Raw genomic sequence first — 16,149 nt, 5'->3', positions numbered from 1 at the left:
CCCCTGCTCCGATCGGGTTTCGCTTCCGCCGCCCGCGCTCCGTTAGAATTTCGCGTTCGATAGCGGGCGTGAGTCGGAGCGCTGCGCGGGATCAGGGAAACGGCAGCGCGATGACGGTGACAGAAGACGGCTCCATGGCCACGGACCCCATGGGCATGGACTCCATGGCCGCGGAAGAGGTCGTCCACGGCCCGGGGATCGACCCCGAGCGCCTGGCCGTCTGCCTCAGCGTGCTGGAGGAGCTCGACACGATCGACGTCGACCACCCCGACGCGATCCTGGTGCGCCGGGCCACCTCGTCCATCTACCGGACGGTCAAGCAGCGCCGCCGCCAGGAGCGCCGGGCCGCCAAGACCGCGCACGACCGCGCGGTCACCGAGGCGACGGCCACCGGCTCCGCCGAGCGCATCGACGACGAGACCGAGGGCATCCTGCCCTCCTCCAAGGTCGAGGAGGGCCGCATCGCGGGCATACTCCAGCGCCCGCGCTCCTGCTACACCTGCAAGACCCGCTACGTCGAGGTCGACTACTTCTACCACCAGCTCTGTCCCCAGTGCGCCGGTCTGAACCGCGCCAAGCGGGACGCCCGCGCCGACCTCAGCGGCAAGCGCGCCCTGCTCACCGGTGGCCGCGCCAAGATCGGCATGTACATCGCGCTGCGGCTGCTGCGCGACGGCGCGCACACCACGATCACCACCCGGTTCCCCAAGGACGCCATCCGCCGCTTCAAGGCGATGGAGGACTCGGCGGACTGGCTGCACCGCCTGGAGGTCGTCGGCATCGACCTGCGCGACCCGGCGCAGGCCGTGTCCCTGGCCGAGCGGGTCACCGAGGCCGGCCCGCTCGACATCCTGATCAACAACGCGACGCAGACCGTGCGCCGGCTGCCCTCGGCGTACGCCGCGCTGGTCGAGGGCGAGAGCGCCCCGTTGCCCGCCGGTGAACTCCCCGCCCACCAGGTGATCGGCGCCTTCAACTCGGGCGCCGTCGACGGCATCGCCGCGCTGCCTCTCGGCACCGGTGCCCTGGAGGCGCGGACCGCTGGCCTGGACGCGCAGCAGGTCGCCGACCTCGCGCTGGTCGCGGGCAACGCCAGCGTCGCCCGGCACCTGGACGGGACCGCGATCGACGCGGGCGGCCTGGTCCCGGACGTCGTGGACTCCAACACCTGGGTGCAGTCCATCGAGCAGATCTCCCCGGTGGAGCTGCTGGAGACCCAGCTGTGCAACTACACGGCGCCGTTCATCCTGATCAGCATGCTGCGCCCGGCGATGGCCGACGCGGCCCGCAAGGCGGCGCGCGGACGGTCGTACGTCGTCAACGTCTCGGCGATGGAAGGGGTGTTCAGCCGCGGCTACAAGGGCGCCGGGCACCCGAACACCAACGCGGCGAAGGCGGCCATGAACATGGTGACGCGGACCAGCGCCCAGGAGATGTTCGACACCGACGGCATCCTCATGACCTCCGTCGACACCGGCTGGATCACCGACGAGCGCCCGCACTACGACAAGCTGCGGCTCGCCGAGGCCGGTTTCCACGCGCCCCTGGACCTGGTCGACGGCGCGGCCCGCGTCTACGACCCGATCGTGCGCGGCGAGGACGGCGACGACGTGTACGGCGTCTTCCTCAAGGACTACGCGCCCGGCAAGTGGTAGGAAGCGCCCGGCACTGATCTCCGGGGTCCGCCCCGGGGGTCAGTCGACCGCGTCGAGCCGGCAGTGCCGGGCGGCGACCAGTTCCAGGACCGTGCGCCAGTCCTCCAGCACCCCGGCGTCGAAGCCCGCCGTACGGCCCTCCTCGCGGGCCAGCCGCAGCCGCAGGACGTCGTCGTCGGCGACGCCCGCGTCCCCGCGCACCAGCCGGCACACCCGCTCCCCGAGCAGCGGCCGTACCGCCGCGGCCGCACGGCGCCCCGAGTCCGCCTCGTCGCCCGGGGCAAGCAGCGGCCCGATGCCCTGGACCAGCCCCGCCACTTGGAGCTCCTTGTCGGCGGGGCGGCCGCGGCGCAGCAGCGCGGCGGTCCGCAGCGCGTGCTGGGGCCGCCCGGCGTGCAGCAGGTCCATCAGCTCCTCGACGCTGCGCAGTTCCATGCGTCCGTCCTTCCGCGAGAGGGCCGTGTCGGGCGCCAGCAGACCATGGTGAGCTTGCGGCCCGGCCAACGGCACCTGAACTGCGTCGCGAACCCCGTCACGTAGGCCGAACGGGTGATACGGACCGTCGTGTCCGCGATGCGCTTTGTTATGAATAGCTGCATATTGGACGGTGTTGGGTTGCCGTTCGAAACGCGATAGTTACCCCTTGTTTGCACTCCCTATCGAGCGGCAGTCCGCTCATTTGGTTAATCTGGAGTGGACGGACAGCGAAAAGGGGTCCCACCCACACCCATTTCGTCCGTCCGGGAGCATGCCGCAGATCACCGGCCCGCTCCGCCCGAAGTACCGGCGCCACCGCGCCCGAACTGGCCTTCCACCCAGACCTGAGCGGGCGGCGAACGCCGGAGCGCAGACTGTCCGGTACGCCCCGAGGGTGACCCGACACATAAGGAGTGCGCGGTGACACCGGAGAAGACGAAACGCGAGCAAAGCCCCGAAGAGTACCCGGAGCGTCCGGGCCGCCGGCCCGGAGAACTCGGCAGCCTCGACGTGTGGGCCCGGTCCGCCCCCATCCGCCTCGCGGGCTACGAGGAGGACCTCGCCGAACCCCATATCCTGCCGAGCGTGGACTGACCCTCTCGCCCGAGATCGCCGCCGCGCATGGGCGTGATGCGAGAATCACGCCCATGCCGATCAGAGCAGCCGTACCCGAGGACTGGCCACTGATCTGGCCCTTCTGGCACCGGATCGTCGCCGCCGCCGAGACGTACACCTGGGACCCCGACACCGACGAGCCCGCCGCCCGCGCCCTGTGGACGGGCCCGGGCAAGCACGGGTACGTCGCCGAGGACCCCACGGGCACCGTGACCGGCTCCGCCTACCTCACGGCGAACTACGGCCGCCCCGCAGCCCATGTCGCCAACGCCGGCTTCATGGTCGATCCCGCCCACACCGGCCGGGGTTTCGGCCGCGCCCTCGCCGAACACGTCCTCACCGAGGCCGTCCGCCACGGTTACCGCGCGATGGTCTTCAACGCCGTCGTCGAGACCAATCCCGCCGTACGCCTGTGGACCTCGCTCGGCTTCACGGTCCTGGCCACGATCCCCGAGGCGTTCGAACACCCCCGCCACGGCCTGGTCGGTCTGCACGTCATGCACAGATCGCTCGTCTGACCCCCGCGGAAATCCCCGGACCCCGCCCGGCGCGGGCGGATAGCCTCGGCGCTGTTCACATCGACGGGGAGGGGCGGGACATGCGGGAGCCTGACTGGATCGGGCAGGCGGGGGAGTTGTTCGAGGCGGCGATGTTCCGGGGGGACACGGGCGCGCTGGAGCGGTCGGACGACGTACTGGACGCGGTCGAGGCGCCGCTCGCGCTCGCCCGGGGCAAGGTGCTGCACATCCGCTTCCTGGGCGACCGAGTGGAACGGCCCGAGGAACTGGCGCTGTTCGAACGCGCCGCCGAGCTGTACCGGCGCCTCGGGGACGGTCCGGGGGAGGCGGACGCGCTGTTCTGGATCGGCTGCTGCCACCAGGTGGTGAAGGGGGACGGCCCGGCCGGGGTGCCGTACTTCGAGCGGTCGTACGCGCTGGCGCGGGATGCCGGCGACCGCAGGACGATGTCGTACGCCGTGCGGCATCTCGGCTTCGCGGACAAGGACGCCGGGCGCTTCGAGCGGGCCCGGGAGCGGCTGACCGAATCGGTGGCGCTGCGCCGGGAGATCGGCTTCGCGGCGGGCGAGGCGGCCGGGCTGGTGGCGCTCGGCTACCTCGCCGCCGAGACCGGGGACCCGGCGACCGCGTCCGGGCACCTCGACGAGGCCCGGAAGGTCGCCGAGAGCTGTGGCGCCGCGACGGTGTCGGGGTGGGTCGAGCAGGCCCGGCAGCTCATCGGGGAGCAGGGCTGATGGGTGAGGGCGGTCGCCCGTCTCAGTCGCCCAGCGGTGCCGTACGCCCCCAGGGGAGCGAGCGCTCCAGTTCCTCCGCCAGGTCCAGCAGGACGGCCTCCGTGCCGGGGCGGCCCACCAGTTGGACGGCGGCGGGGGCGCCCGAGGGCAGGGAGCCGACGGGGACGGACATCGCGGGCCAGCCGGTCAGGTTCCAGGGCGGGGTGAACGGCGAGTAGGCCGAGTTGGCGAGGACATTGCGCAGCCAGCCGCGTTCGTGCCAGGGCCCGGCGGCGGGGGAGCGGCGGGCCAGGGCCGGGGTGAGCAGCACATCGTGCTCGGTGAGGAAGGGGGTCAGCCGGGCGCGCAGGCGCTCGCGTTCGGTGCCGGTGCGGACCGAGCCGACGAAGCGCCGACCGATCGCCGCGTGCACCCGGGTGCGCCGGGCCAGCCGCGCCGGATCCAGGCCCTCGGCGTCCACCGCCGTCCCCGCCGTCCAGTGCTTGAGCGCGCTCACCCCCATCGTCAGGGGGTACGGCGGCTCCGCGTGCCGCACCCGGTGGCCCGCCCGCGCCAGCGCCCCGGCGGCCTGCCGGACCGCGCTCGCGTACGGGCGGCCGACGCCCGCCACGGGGAGCGGATTGCGCAGGGCCACGGCGATCGTGCGCCGCGCGGGCTCCTCGGCGGCGGGGAAGTCCTGACCGGCCAGGACGCCCAGCATCAGCCGCAGATCCGCGACCGTGGTGGCCAGCGGGCCGTTCTCCGACATGCCGAACCAGTCGCCGTTGCCGATCCCCGCCGGCACCACTCCGGACCCCGGCTTCAGGGTCACGAGTCCGCAGTTGGCCGCCGGGATGCGCAGGGAGCCCATGCCGTCGTTGCCGAGCGCGACCGGCACGAACCCCGCGGCCACCGCGGCGGCACTGCCCCCGGAGGAGCCGCCCGCCGTGCGCGTGGTGTCCCAGGGGTTGCGCGAGGCGCCGTACGGCCCCTCGGTCGTACCGAAGACACACAGCTCGGGCACGTTCGTCAGTCCCACGACCACCGCACCCGCCGCCCGCAGCCGCGCCACCGTGACATGGTCCTCGGCCGCCCGGGTGTCCGGGGTCGCGGCGGAGCCGTCGCGATGGGCCTCGCCGCGCACCGCCAGGTTGTCCTTCACCGCCACCGGCACGCCCGCGAGGGGCAGTTCGGTCAGATCGGCGCGTGCGCCCACCTCGTCCGCCTCGGCGAGCGCCGCGTGCGCCCGTACGGTGCGGAACGCCTCGATCCGCCCGTCGTACCGCTCGATCCGCGCCAGGTGCTCCGCCACCACCTCCCGTGGCGTCACCCGCTTCTCCCGCACGGCGGCGGCTATGTCGGCGGCGCTCCGCCCGGCCCAGTTCCCCACGGCACTCCTCGGTCACTCGTCGGCTACTCGCCGGTACGCACAGGGGCGCAGGGAGAACTGTGCCCCGTCGAGCACGGTACGTCGAGGGTCCGGAGGCCGTCGGAGGGGAATGCGTTCCTCAGTGAGTCCGCGGCGAGCCCGACCCGTGAACAACCGGAACCCGGCAGGGAGCATCCCGTATGCATGACGACCGCACTCTGGTGGAGGACCGCCTGCGCCGTGTCCTGAGCGAGCGCATCCGACCGGCCGTGTACCCCGAGTCCGTGCCGCTCCAGGTCGCGGTGTGGCACGCGCCCGGCGAGCCCGTGCCGGTCGCCGAGGGGCTCGCGGCCGAGCACCGGCCGATCGAGGTGGGCGCCCGGTGGGGCGCCCCCTGGGGCACCAGCTGGTTCCGGGTGACCGGCACCGTGCCCGAGGCGTGGGCGGGCCGGACCGTCGAGGCCCTGCTCGACCTGGGCTTCGAGCAGGACCTGCCCGGATTCCAGTGCGAGGGCCTGGTCCACCGGCCCGACGGCACCCCGGTGAAGGGCCTGAACCCGCGCAACCAGTGGGTGCGGATCGGGGCCCCCGCCGCGGGCGGCGAGCGGGTGTGCCTGCACATCGAGGCCGCCGCCAATCCGCTGGTCTTCGGGCCCGGACCCACCCCCCTCGGCGAGAAGGAGACCGCCGGGAGCGCTCCGCAGTACACGCTCGGCCGCATGGACCTCGCCGTCTTCGACGAGACCGTGTGGCAGCTGGTCCTCGATCTGGAGGTGCTCGGCGAACTGATGGCCGAGCTGCCGGTCGACTCCGCGCGCCGGTACGACATCCTGCGCGCCGTCGAACGCTCCCTGGACGCCGTCGACCTCCAGGACGTGAACGGCACCGCGGCCCGCGCCCGCGAACAACTCGCCGGTGTCCTGTCCGCGCCCGCCGTGCCCTCCGCCCACCGGATCAGCGCCGTCGGGCACGCGCACATCGACTCGGCGTGGCTGTGGCCGCTGCGCGAGACGGTCCGCAAGGTGGCCCGGACGGCGGCCAACATGACCGCCCTGATCGAGGACCGGCCGGAGTTCGTGTTCGCCATGTCCCAGGCGCAGCAGTGGGCCTGGGTGAAGGAGCACCGGCCCGAGGTGTGGGCGCGGGTGCGCGAGGCGGTGGCGAAGGGGCGGTTCGTGCCGGCCGGCGGGATGTGGGTGGAGGCGGACACCAACATGCCCGGTTCGGAGGCGATGGCCCGGCAGTTCGTGCACGGCAAGCGGTTCTTCCTGGACGAGTTCGGCCTGGAGAACGAGGAGGTGTGGCTGCCCGACACCTTCGGCTTCGCGGCCGGTCTGCCGCAGATCATCCGGGCGGCGGGCGCCAAGTGGCTGCTGACCCAGAAGATCTCCTGGTCCAGGACGAACAGCTTCCCGCACCACACCTTCCAGTGGGAGGGCATCGACGGCACCCGGATCCTCACCCACTTTCCGCCCGTCGACACCTACAACTGCGCCCTGCACGGCTCCGAACTCGCCCACGCCGCACGCAACTTCCGGGAGAAGGGCCGCGCCCGGCACTCCCTCGCGCCCACCGGCTACGGCGACGGGGGCGGCGGCACCACCCGGGAGATGGCCGGCAGGGCGGCCCGGCTGCGCGATCTGGAGGGCTCGCCCACCGTCGTCTGGGAGACACCGGGTGCCTTCTTCGAGAAGGCGGCGGCCGAATACCCCGACGCCCCCGTGTGGGTGGGGGAGTTGTACCTGGAACTGCACCGCGCCACCCTCACCAGCCAGGCCAAGACAAAGCGGGGCAACCGGCGTAGCGAACACCTGCTCAGGGAGGCCGAGTTGTGGGCCGCGACCGCCGCCGTGCGCACCGGACACCCCTACCCGTACGCGGAGTTGGACCGCATCTGGAAGACCGTCCTGCTGCATCAGTTCCACGACATCCTGCCCGGCTCCTCCATCGCCTGGGTGCACCGGGAGGCGCGGGCGACCTACGCGAGGGTCGCGGGAGAACTGGAGGCGATCATCGCCGGGGCGCAGCGGGCACTGGCGGGGGAGGGGGACCGGGAGCTGGTCTTCAACTCGGCGCCGTACGAGCACGACGGGGTACCGGCGGCGGGCGCCCGGCCGTCCTCAAGGGCGGGGGCGGGTACGGTGCCGGAGCCCCGTGCGGCGGGCGGCTACGTGCTCGACAACGGGCTGCTGCACATCGAGATCGACGCCCGGGGCCTCGTCGTCTCCGCCCGCGACCTCACCGCCGACCGCGAGGCCGTCGCCCCCGGCGCGGCGGCCGGACTCCTCCAACTCCACCAGGACTTCCCGAACATGTGGGACGCCTGGGACGTCGACTCCTTCTACCGCAACACCGTCACCGACCTCACGGACACCGACGAGATCGGCGTCGGCGCGGACGGGGCCTCGGTACGGATCGTCCGCTCCTTCGGCGACTCCCGTGCCACCCAGGTGTACTCGCTGCCCCCGGGGCAGCGGCGGCTGGTCGTCGACACGGAGGTCGACTGGCACGAGACGGAGAAGATCCTGAAGCTGGCCTTCCCGCTCGACCTGCACGCCGAACGGTACGCGTCGGAGACCCAGTTCGGGCATGTCTTCCGCCCCACCCACACCAACACCTCATGGGAGGCCGCCAAGTTCGAGGCGTGCAACCACCGCTTCGTCCACCTGGAGGAACCCGGCTGGGGCGTGGCCCTCGTCAACGACGCGACGTACGGGCACGATGTCACCCGCACCGTACGGACCGACGGCGACCGGGGTACGACCACCACGGTCCGGGTCTCCCTGCTGCGTGCCCCGCGCTTCCCCGACCCCGACACCGACCAGGGCACCCACCGCTTCCGGCACGCCCTCGTCCCCGGCGCCACGATCGCCGACGCGGTCCGCGAGGGCTGGCGGGTCAATCTGCCCGAACGCCGCATGACCGGCGCCCAGGACGTGGCCCCGCTGGTCACCGTGGACGACGACGCGGTCGTCATCACGGCGGTCAAGCTCGCCGACGACGGCAGCGGCGATGTGGTGATCCGCTTCCACGAGGCCCACGGCGGCCGGTCCCGGCCCACCCTCACGGCCGGCTTCGAGTTCACCGGTCTCACGACGACCGACCTGCTGGAACGCCCGCTCGCCCAGGCGCCCCGACCGGCCTGCGAGGGCGCGCGGATCACCGTACGACTGCGCCCGTTCGAGCTGATGACGCTGCGACTGCGCAGGCTCTGAACCACCCCTCCGGCGGCGCCGGTCGGGCGCGCTGTTGGGCGGGCTGCTGACCGTCGCCGGGTGGCGCTGGTCGGACACGGACACGGACGCGGACGCGGCCAGGGCGGGGCTACGGCCGCTCGGCCGCGCCCGCCAGCCGGGTCGGCGGCAGGTACTCGCGCACGTACGTCCGGTCCCAGCACGCCCCCGTCTCCCGCAACTCCCGCCAGGAGGTGTAGCGGTAGCGGAAGAGGCGGGCGCGGACGTAGCGCGGCGGGGTGTCCGGCGGGAAGGGGGAGCGGCGCAGCAGCCGTAGCGTGTCGCGGTCGTTCTCCAGGAGGCGTTCCATCAGACCGCCGAACCACTCCCCGGCGTACGCGGGCGACAGTGCGGCGAACCACATCAGCCAGTCCAGGCGCAGATGGTACGGCGCGAACTGACGCGGCCAGTGGCGCAGTCGGCCCGGCTTGCCCTTGAACTCGTACTCCCGCCAGTCCGAGTCCTCCCGGGCCACCTCGTCCAAGGTGCCCTCCACGACCACCTCGTAGCGCACCCGGCTGACGCTGCCGAACGCGCCGTAGGTGTTGACCAGATGGAGCGGGTCGAAGGAGCGGTTCATCACCTGGCGCCGGGAGACCATGTTCACCACCGGGTGATAGCTGAGGAACAGCAGCAGCGCGGCGAGGGCCAGGACCACGATCTCGTACCAGAGGGGCGCGGACGGCAGGGACGGCGGCGTCGCCGGGAGCCGCAGCGCGGAGACCGCCAGCACGACGGTGATCCAGTTCAGCCAGGAGAAGTTGCCGGAGAGCACCAGCCACAACTGGGTCACGATCATCAGCGCGGCGGCGGCCGAGGCGATCGGCTGGGGCGTGAACAGCAGGAACGGCACCACGAGTTGGGTGAAATGGTTCGCGGCGACCTCCACCCGGTGCAGCGGCTTCGGCAGATGGTGGAAGAACCAGCTCAGCGGGCCCGGCATCGGCTGGGTCTCATGGTGGTAGTAGAGGCAGGTCAGCTCGCGCCAGCACGCGTCGCCGCGCAGCTTGATCAGCCCGGCGCCGAACTCCACCCGGAACAGGATCCAGCGCAGCAGGAAGAGCACCAGCGCCGGCGGCGCCACCTTGTCGTTGCCGAGGAACGCGGCCAGGAAACCGGTCTCCAGCAGCAGTGACTCCCAGCCGAACGCGTACCAGGTCTGGCCCACGTTCACGATCGAGAGATACAGCGCCCACGGCAGCAGCCACAGCACGATCGCCGCCCACAGCGGCAGCAGCGCGTCCGCCCCGGCGAGCAGCGCCACCGACACCGCGCACCCGAGCCATGCCACGGCCGCGAAGAACCGGTCGGAGTAGTGCAGGTGGAACAGGCTCGGCGCCCGCCGGAACCGGATCCGCGCCACGTAGTGCGGGATCGGCAGCATGCCGCGCTCGCCCAGCAGCGCCCGGAACTGGAGGGCGGCCGCCAGGAACGCCACGAGGTACACCGCGGCCAGTGCCCGCTGGAGGACGAGCCGGCTCAGCCAGTAGTCGGGTGCGGTGAACCAGTCCACGACCGCCTCGTCTCCCTCGTGCCGATCCCCCCGAGTTGCCAGTGAAACGGGAGCAAAGCAAATAATAGAGATAATTCACCCACAGTGATGCGGAGTGCACGGTGCGCATACCCACCGGATCCATGCTCATGGCCTGCGTGCTGCTGTCGGTGGGGCTGCTCCTCACCGGGTGTGCGGGCGCCTCCGTCAAGGAGGCCCAGCTGGGCGAGGAGGTCTTCCTCCAGCCCGCCGCCGAGCAGGGGCCCAACCCCTTCACCGCCTCCATGGCGACCGGCCCCGCCCGCACCGGCACGCCCCGGCCGACCGGCACCGGTCGCACCGCCGACGTCAGCGCGCCGCCCGCCGGTCTCGCCGTCGCCCCGCTGGCGGCGGCCCGTGCCCTGTCCGGCGGCACCCCGGGGCTCTACAGCGGCAGTGTCCGCGTCTCCGGCTGCGATGTCGAGCGGCAGATCGGCGGGCTGACCGCGGACCCCGCCCGGAGGGACGCGTTCGCCCATGTGGCCGGTGTCTCCCCTGCGGATCTGCCCGGCTATCTGCGCGCCCTGACCCCGGTCCTGTTGCGCGCCGACACCCGTGTCACCAACCACGGTTACCGCGACGGGCAGACCGCCGGGTACCAGGCCGTGCTCCAGGCGGGTACCGCCGTGCTGGTCGACAACCGGGGCGTGCCCCGGGTGCGCTGCGCATGCGGGAACCCGTTGCGACCGCCCGAGGAGGCCCGGGGCGGGGTCGGCGCGCGCGGCACCGCCTGGTCGGGCTACCGGCCGAACCAGGTCATCGTGGTGACCCCGGCGCCCCAGACCGTCGGCAGCCTCACGCTCCTGGACGCGGGGACCAACACGTGGATAGAGCGCCGGCTCGGCCCCGACGTCCGCAACGACCACCTCGTGGCCCCGCCGGCCGTCGCCGACACCGCGCCCCCGGATCCGGGACTCACCGGCTTCCCCCACCCGTCCCGGCCTGACACCGGCCGGCCGAGTCCCCGGGAGAGCAGGCCGAACACGGCGACGGGCGAGATCGGGGGAGCGGTGATCGACACCGGGCGGGTGACACCGGGGCACGGTGACGGCCGTGGCGAGCGTGCGGACGATCGTCGTACGAGGGCGGACGGGATCGGCGCGGGGGAACGGGAGCGGAGTACGCGTGCCGTGAATCGGGGGGCACCCGGGCGGAGCGAGGGCAGGTCCGACACGCGGACGCAGAGCGCCAAGGGGCGGCCGGACACCGGGAGCGATAGCACGAAGGGGACGACGGGCACGGGGGCGAACTCCGGCGAGAGGACGACGGACACCGCCGAGGGCAGGTCGGACACCGGTTCGCACAGCGCCGCCTCCGCCGATGGACACGGCACGCACGCGGCGGACGAGCGGGTGACCCCGGCGCCGGACGCGCGCGGCACTTCGGGTACGACCGGGGACGGGACGGGAACGGGGACGGGTACGGGGACGGCCGATCGGTCTCGCGCTCCGGCTGCGACCGGCGATGAGGCCCGGACACCTGACGCGTCCGCCCCTTCGGATACGGCCGGCCACGGCACTCGGACGGCCGATCCGTCCGGTGCGCCGGCCGCGACCGGCGATTCGACTCGGTCGGCCGATGCGTCCGCCACTCCCGCCGTGACCGGCCACGGCACCCGCGCGGCCGACGCGTCCGGTGCCCCCGCCGTGACCGGCCACGGCACTCGCGCGGCCGATCCGTCCGGTGCGCCGGCCGCGACCGGCGATTCGACTCGGTCGGCCGATGCGTCCGCCACTCCCGCCGTGACCGGCCACGGCACCCGCGCGGCCGACGCGTCCAGTGCCCCCGCCGTGACCGGCCAGGGCACCCCGACGGCTGACGCCCGGGGTACGTCCGCCGCCCCCGGCCGGGGCACGCCCGCGCCCGTCACCTCCGCCGAGGCGCGTGCCGTACTCCTCGCCTCGGCCCTCCCGTCGGCCTCCTCGGCGCCCTCGAAGTCACCGGCTGCTCCCAAGCCCAAGCCCACGCCCTCCACCGCCCCCTCCCTCCTCGACCCCCTCGCCTATCCCCCCGACACCTCCCTCTACAATTCGGCCCCCTTCGGCGATTCGCTCATGCCCCAGGATTCCGACGAGATCGGCCCGCCCAACGTCACGGACACCCCCGCCATGCCCGACCCCAGTGGCACCGACGCGCTCGGCGGCTGACCGCGGGCCGGGCCGTGGCCCCGGGACCGGTCGAAGAATCCGGCGAATCCTGGCAAGGTGGGCCCATGGCTGATCGGGGAGCGAGTGCCCTGTCACTCCCGGAGGACTGGCCCGCCCACCCGGACCCGATTCTGGCGCTCAACCACATGGGCACCTTCGACTGGGACCTGGACAAGGGCCTGTTCCACATGGACGCCAAGGCGCACGAGGTCTTCGACCTGCTGCCCGAGGAGTTCGACGGACGCCCCGGATCCCTGGTCCTGCGGGTGCCGCAGCCCGAGGCGGCCCGGCTCGACGCCCTCATCGCCCAGGTCATCAAGGAGGGCGGCGAGAACTACGGCGCCTACTTCTGTATCCGCTGCCGCGACGGCACCCCGCGCTGGACCCACACCCAGGGCTATATCCGCCGCGACGACTCCGGGCGGCCCCGCCGGGTCGTCGGCATCGTGCGGGACGCCACCGAGGAACTGGCCGACAGCACGTCCCGCAGCATGCGCGCGGCGCAGGAACTCGCCTTCCGGCAGCAGACCAACATCGTCCAGGTCGTCTCCGCGGCCCTCGCGCACGCCCGTACCGTGCAGGACGTCATCGACGTGCTCAAGGACACCCACGGCATCCGCCGCCTGGGCGCGGCCAGCTTTGTGATGGCCCTGGTGGAGGCCGGGCGGATCCGGCTCGTCGCGGAGGCACCGCCCGGCAGCTTCGTACCCGCCACCCAGGTGAACCGGATCGACGAGCCGTACCCCATGAGCGAGGTCGTACGCACACTGAGCCCCCGGTTCGTGGAGACGCCGGAGGAGTTCGCCGAGGAGTACCCGCTCCTGTGGCCCCAGATCACCCATCTGGACATCGCCTCCGCCGCCTATCTGCCGCTGATCGCGCAGGGCCGCCCGATCGGCGCGATGGGCCTGCTCTACAGCGACCGGCGCGGCTTCTCCGACGAGGAGCGCGGCGTCCTCGTCGCGCTCGGCAGCAGCATCGCGCAGAGCCTCCAGCGGGCCATGTTCTACGAGCAGCAGAAGGACCTGGCCCAGGGCCTCCAGCAGGCCATGCTGCCGCGCACCATCCCGAACGTGCCGGGCGCCGACATCGCCGTGCGCTACCGTTCGGCCGCGCTCGGCCGGGACATCGGCGGCGACTGGTACGACGTGATCCCGCTGCCCGGCGGCCGGGTCGGCGCGGTCATCGGCGACGTCCAGGGCCATGACACCCACGCGGCGGCCGTCATGGGCCAGCTGCGGATCGTGCTGCGCGCCTACGCCGCCGAGGGGCACACCCCGGCCGCCGTGATGGCCCGCGCCTCGGTCTTCCTGCACGAACTGGACACCGACCGCTTCGCCACCTGTCTGTACGCGGAGGCCGACCTGTCCACGGGGGTGGTGCAGGTGGTGCGCGCCGGGCACATCGACCCGCTGATCCGCGGGCCCGGCGGATGCCGGCGGGTCCAGGTGGAGGGCGGGCTGCCGCTCGGGCTCTCGGCGGAGTTCGGCGGTCTGGAGTATCCCGTCTCCACCCTCGAACTCGACCCGGGCGAGACCCTGTTGCTGTGCACCGACGGCCTGGTCGAACAACCCGGCGCCGACCTGGACGACGGCATGCGGAGCCTGGCGGAGCAGGTCTGCGCCGGGCCCGAGGACGTGGACGACCTCGCCGACCGGCTGATCCAGCTGGCCGAGGAGCGCGGCGGCGAGGACGACGTGGCCCTGCTTCTGCTGCGCCGCCGGGAGCCGGAGACCGCGCGGGCCTGCGGCCGGCTCCAGCAGCATGTGGCACCCGGCGACCCGGAGGCCCTCACCCAGGCCCGGCACATGATCAGATCGGCGGTGCGGGCGTGGGGCGCGGGTGAGCGGGCGGACGAGATCGAGCTGGCCGCGGACGAGCTGATGACCAATGTCCTGGTGCACACCGAGGGCGCGGCGATCGTCACCCTGCGCTCCCTCGTCGGCGCCGGGCACCGGCTGCGGATCGAGGTGGAGGACTCCTCCAGCGCCCTGCCCCGGCGCCGGGACGCGGGCGAGGAGGGCGTGTCCGGGCGGGGGCTGCTGCTGGTGGACATGCTGGCCGACGACTGGGGCGTTGAGGCGCGGGGCAGCGGCAAGGCGGTGTGGTGCGAGTTCCGGCTGGACGACGGCTGAACGGGTGACCGCCGAGTGGGCGCGGGCCGACCGGGTGGGCCGGGGAGTGTTGTCGGTGCTGGGTGGCACTCTGGACGTATGCCGGAACTGCCCGAGGTGGAAGCGCTGACGGATTTCCTCACCGAGCACCTGGTGGGCGCCCGGGTGGCGCGGGTGCTGCCGGTCGCCGTCAGCGTGCTGAAGACGTACGACCCTCCCGTCACCGCCCTGGAGGGCGCCCGGGTGACCGAGGTGCGCCGGCACGGCAAGTTCCTGGACCTCGTGGCCGACAGCGGGCTGCACCTGGTGACGCATCTGGCCCGGGCCGGCTGGCTCCAGTGGCGGGACCGGTTGCCGGACCGACCGCCCAAGCCGGGCAAGGGTCCGCTCGCGCTGCGGGTGGCGCTGGAGACCGGCGAGGGCTTCGACCTCACCGAGGCCGGCACGCAAAAGCGGCTCGCGGTGTACGTGGTCCGCGATCCGGCGCAGGTGCCGGGGATCGCCCGCCTCGGCCCCGACCCACTGGCCGCGGACTTCGACGAGGCCCGCTTCGCGGCTCTCCTCGCGGGCGAGAGACGGCAGCTCAAGGGGGCCCTGCGGGACCAGTCCCTGATCGCGGGGGTCGGCAACGCGTACAGCGACGAGATCCTGCACGCCGCGAAGATGTCCCCCTTCAAGCTCGCCGCCTCCCTCACCCCGGAGGAGACCCGCCACCTCTACGACGCGCTGCGCGGCACCCTCACCGAGGCGGTCGAACGCTCCCGGGGCGTGGCCGCGGGCCGGCTGAAGTCCGAGAAGAAGAGCGGACTGCGTGTCCACGGCCGCACCGGCGAACCCTGCCCGGTCTGCGGCGACACCATCCGCGAGGTCTCCTTCAGCGACTCCTCCCTCCAGTACTGCCCCACCTGCCAGACGGGCGGCAAACCCCTGGCGGACCGAAGACTGTCCCGCCTGCTGAAGTGAGGGGCGGGCGGCGGTGCTCGCGGCCGCGGCCCGATGACGCGAACGGCGGCGCAAGGCCCGCGCCCGACGGTCGTCCTGGCCCGCCGGGGCGGGCGCGACCACGGCCGAGACGCCTCCGGGGCCCGCAATCGGCTGCCCGCGCCCCGCGGCGAGGACCCGCCCTCGTGCCGGTCGGTCGGACCCGGCCCCCACCGAGCCTCGGAGCGGTCGAACGGGCCCCGGCCTCAGAACAGATGGATCGCCAAGTGCCCCAGCGGCAGCCCCAGTTGCCACGCGGGGGTCCACACCTTCGGGCCGTCGTCCTCGTCGGCCGGGGTGCCGGTGCCCGGTACCGCGTCCAGGTCGGTGGCCAGGAGTTCGGTCTCTTCCAGCCAGCGCCAGGCGTCCTGGGCGAGGGCCAGGTCGGGGGAGGGGAAGCCGGCGGCGCGGGCGGTCAGGTCGGCCATCCGGGTGCGGACCCAGTCCTGCCACGGATGATCGCAGGCGGTCAGCGACAGCCAGTTCTCCAGCTGGGAGACGACCCGGATGCCGGACAGCTCCCCCTCGGTGTCGGACAGGAAGACGGTCAGCGCCAGCGCGTCCCGGCCCGCCCGGAACTCGAAGGACGTCGGCGGCATCAGATCGCCGGTGCGCAGCAGCTCGTCGGCGATGTACTCGGCGTACAACCACGCCATGGGGACGACCAGTTCACCACCGACGCCGTCCGCGCCGTCGGTGCTCTCGTGACCTGTGTGCGGCATTTCCTTCCTGCCCTTCCTCCGGTGCGTACGGGTCGCCCGATCCCCGGGGACCCGCCCTCGCCCGGAACGCGGAT

General features: G+C 73.1%; 12 protein-coding genes. 8 read left to right on the top strand and 4 right to left on the bottom strand.

The annotated features are described in order from the left end of the window. Positions 1–110: 110 nt before the first annotated feature. The gene (locus HEP81_RS04505; RefSeq protein WP_037656911.1) at positions 111–1,655 is read left to right on the top strand and encodes an SDR family NAD(P)-dependent oxidoreductase; all 1,545 of its coding nucleotides are present in this window, start codon (positions 111–113) and stop codon (positions 1,653–1,655) included. A 39-nt stretch (positions 1,656–1,694) separates the two neighbouring features. On the opposite strand, the gene HEP81_RS04500 is transcribed toward HEP81_RS04505, so the two are convergent. After that, positions 1,695–2,090 (bottom strand): hypothetical protein, encoded by a 396-nt coding sequence (locus tag HEP81_RS04500; protein ID WP_037656912.1) that lies wholly within the window; start codon positions 2,088–2,090, stop codon positions 1,695–1,697. Positions 2,091–2,552: 462 nt separating this feature from the next. Here HEP81_RS04500 and HEP81_RS04495 point away from each other — a divergent pair, with 462 nt between their 5' ends. The 3 genes from HEP81_RS04495 to HEP81_RS04485 all read left to right on the top strand — a co-directional run bounded on the left by HEP81_RS04495 (position 2,553) and on the right by HEP81_RS04485 (position 3,999). Then, positions 2,553–2,726, top strand: a complete 174-nt coding sequence (locus tag HEP81_RS04495; RefSeq protein ID WP_106979947.1) for a hypothetical protein — start codon at positions 2,553–2,555, stop codon at positions 2,724–2,726. Between the two features lie 53 nt (positions 2,727–2,779). Continuing rightward, complete coding sequence (locus HEP81_RS04490) at positions 2,780–3,265, top strand: GNAT family N-acetyltransferase (RefSeq protein ID WP_037656914.1); 486 nt, start codon at positions 2,780–2,782, stop codon at positions 3,263–3,265. An 80-nt stretch (positions 3,266–3,345) separates the two neighbouring features. Continuing rightward, positions 3,346–3,999, top strand: a complete 654-nt coding sequence (locus HEP81_RS04485) for a hypothetical protein (protein ID WP_037656916.1) — start codon at positions 3,346–3,348, stop codon at positions 3,997–3,999. Between the two features lie 22 nt (positions 4,000–4,021). On the opposite strand, the gene HEP81_RS04480 is transcribed toward HEP81_RS04485, so the two are convergent. Continuing rightward, the gene (locus HEP81_RS04480; RefSeq protein ID WP_037656918.1) at positions 4,022–5,368 is read right to left on the bottom strand and encodes an amidase; all 1,347 of its coding nucleotides are present in this window, start codon (positions 5,366–5,368) and stop codon (positions 4,022–4,024) included. Positions 5,369–5,547: 179 nt separating this feature from the next. Between HEP81_RS04480 and HEP81_RS04475 the strand changes: the two genes are divergently transcribed. Further along, a complete protein-coding gene (locus HEP81_RS04475) occupies positions 5,548–8,562 on the top strand; it encodes an alpha-mannosidase (protein ID WP_037656920.1) in 3,015 nt (1,004 codons plus the stop codon). Positions 8,563–8,671: 109 nt separating this feature from the next. On the opposite strand, the gene HEP81_RS04470 is transcribed toward HEP81_RS04475, so the two are convergent. Then, entirely contained in the window at positions 8,672–10,093 is a 1,422-nt protein-coding gene (locus HEP81_RS04470) for a lipase maturation factor family protein (RefSeq protein WP_037656921.1), read from the bottom strand. Between the two features lie 101 nt (positions 10,094–10,194). Here HEP81_RS04470 and HEP81_RS41230 point away from each other — a divergent pair, with 101 nt between their 5' ends. The 3 genes from HEP81_RS41230 to HEP81_RS04455 all read left to right on the top strand — a co-directional run bounded on the left by HEP81_RS41230 (position 10,195) and on the right by HEP81_RS04455 (position 15,335). Next, positions 10,195–12,258: a DUF6777 domain-containing protein gene (locus HEP81_RS41230; RefSeq protein ID WP_243279287.1), complete on the top strand. Its 2,064-nt coding sequence runs from the start codon at positions 10,195–10,197 to the stop codon at positions 12,256–12,258. 65 nt (positions 12,259–12,323) lie between these two features. Further along, entirely contained in the window at positions 12,324–14,393 is a 2,070-nt protein-coding gene (locus HEP81_RS04460; RefSeq protein WP_037656922.1) for a SpoIIE family protein phosphatase, read from the top strand. A gap of 78 nt (positions 14,394–14,471) precedes the next feature. Continuing rightward, positions 14,472–15,335, top strand: a complete 864-nt coding sequence (locus HEP81_RS04455; RefSeq protein WP_037656923.1) for an Fpg/Nei family DNA glycosylase — start codon at positions 14,472–14,474, stop codon at positions 15,333–15,335. 224 nt (positions 15,336–15,559) lie between these two features. On the opposite strand, the gene HEP81_RS04450 is transcribed toward HEP81_RS04455, so the two are convergent. After that, the gene (locus tag HEP81_RS04450) at positions 15,560–16,075 is read right to left on the bottom strand and encodes a hypothetical protein (RefSeq protein WP_037656924.1); all 516 of its coding nucleotides are present in this window, start codon (positions 16,073–16,075) and stop codon (positions 15,560–15,562) included. Between the last annotated feature and the right edge of the window lie 74 nt (positions 16,076–16,149).

Source organism: Streptomyces griseofuscus, from assembly GCF_014673495.1.
Lineage (GTDB): Bacteria > Actinomycetota > Actinomycetes > Streptomycetales > Streptomycetaceae > Streptomyces > Streptomyces murinus.
The sequence above is the reverse complement of the archived record's forward strand: the minus strand, read 5'-3'. Positions and strand labels throughout refer to the sequence as shown.

Excerpts from the sequence above, each read along its gene's own strand:
- HEP81_RS04505 (WP_037656911.1), top strand. The coding sequence starts at position 111 with ATGACGGTGACAGAAGACGGCTCCATGGCCACGGACCCCATGGGCATG.
- HEP81_RS04500 (WP_037656912.1), bottom strand. The coding sequence starts at position 2,090 with ATGGAACTGCGCAGCGTCGAGGAGCTGATGGACCTGCTGCACGCCGGG.
- HEP81_RS04490 (WP_037656914.1), top strand. The coding sequence starts at position 2,780 with ATGCCGATCAGAGCAGCCGTACCCGAGGACTGGCCACTGATCTGGCCC.
- HEP81_RS04485 (WP_037656916.1), top strand. The coding sequence starts at position 3,346 with ATGCGGGAGCCTGACTGGATCGGGCAGGCGGGGGAGTTGTTCGAGGCG.
- HEP81_RS04475 (WP_037656920.1), top strand. The coding sequence starts at position 5,548 with ATGCATGACGACCGCACTCTGGTGGAGGACCGCCTGCGCCGTGTCCTG.
- HEP81_RS04460 (WP_037656922.1), top strand. The coding sequence starts at position 12,324 with ATGGCTGATCGGGGAGCGAGTGCCCTGTCACTCCCGGAGGACTGGCCC.
- HEP81_RS04455 (WP_037656923.1), top strand. The coding sequence starts at position 14,472 with ATGCCGGAACTGCCCGAGGTGGAAGCGCTGACGGATTTCCTCACCGAG.
- HEP81_RS04450 (WP_037656924.1), bottom strand. The coding sequence starts at position 16,075 with ATGCCGCACACAGGTCACGAGAGCACCGACGGCGCGGACGGCGTCGGT.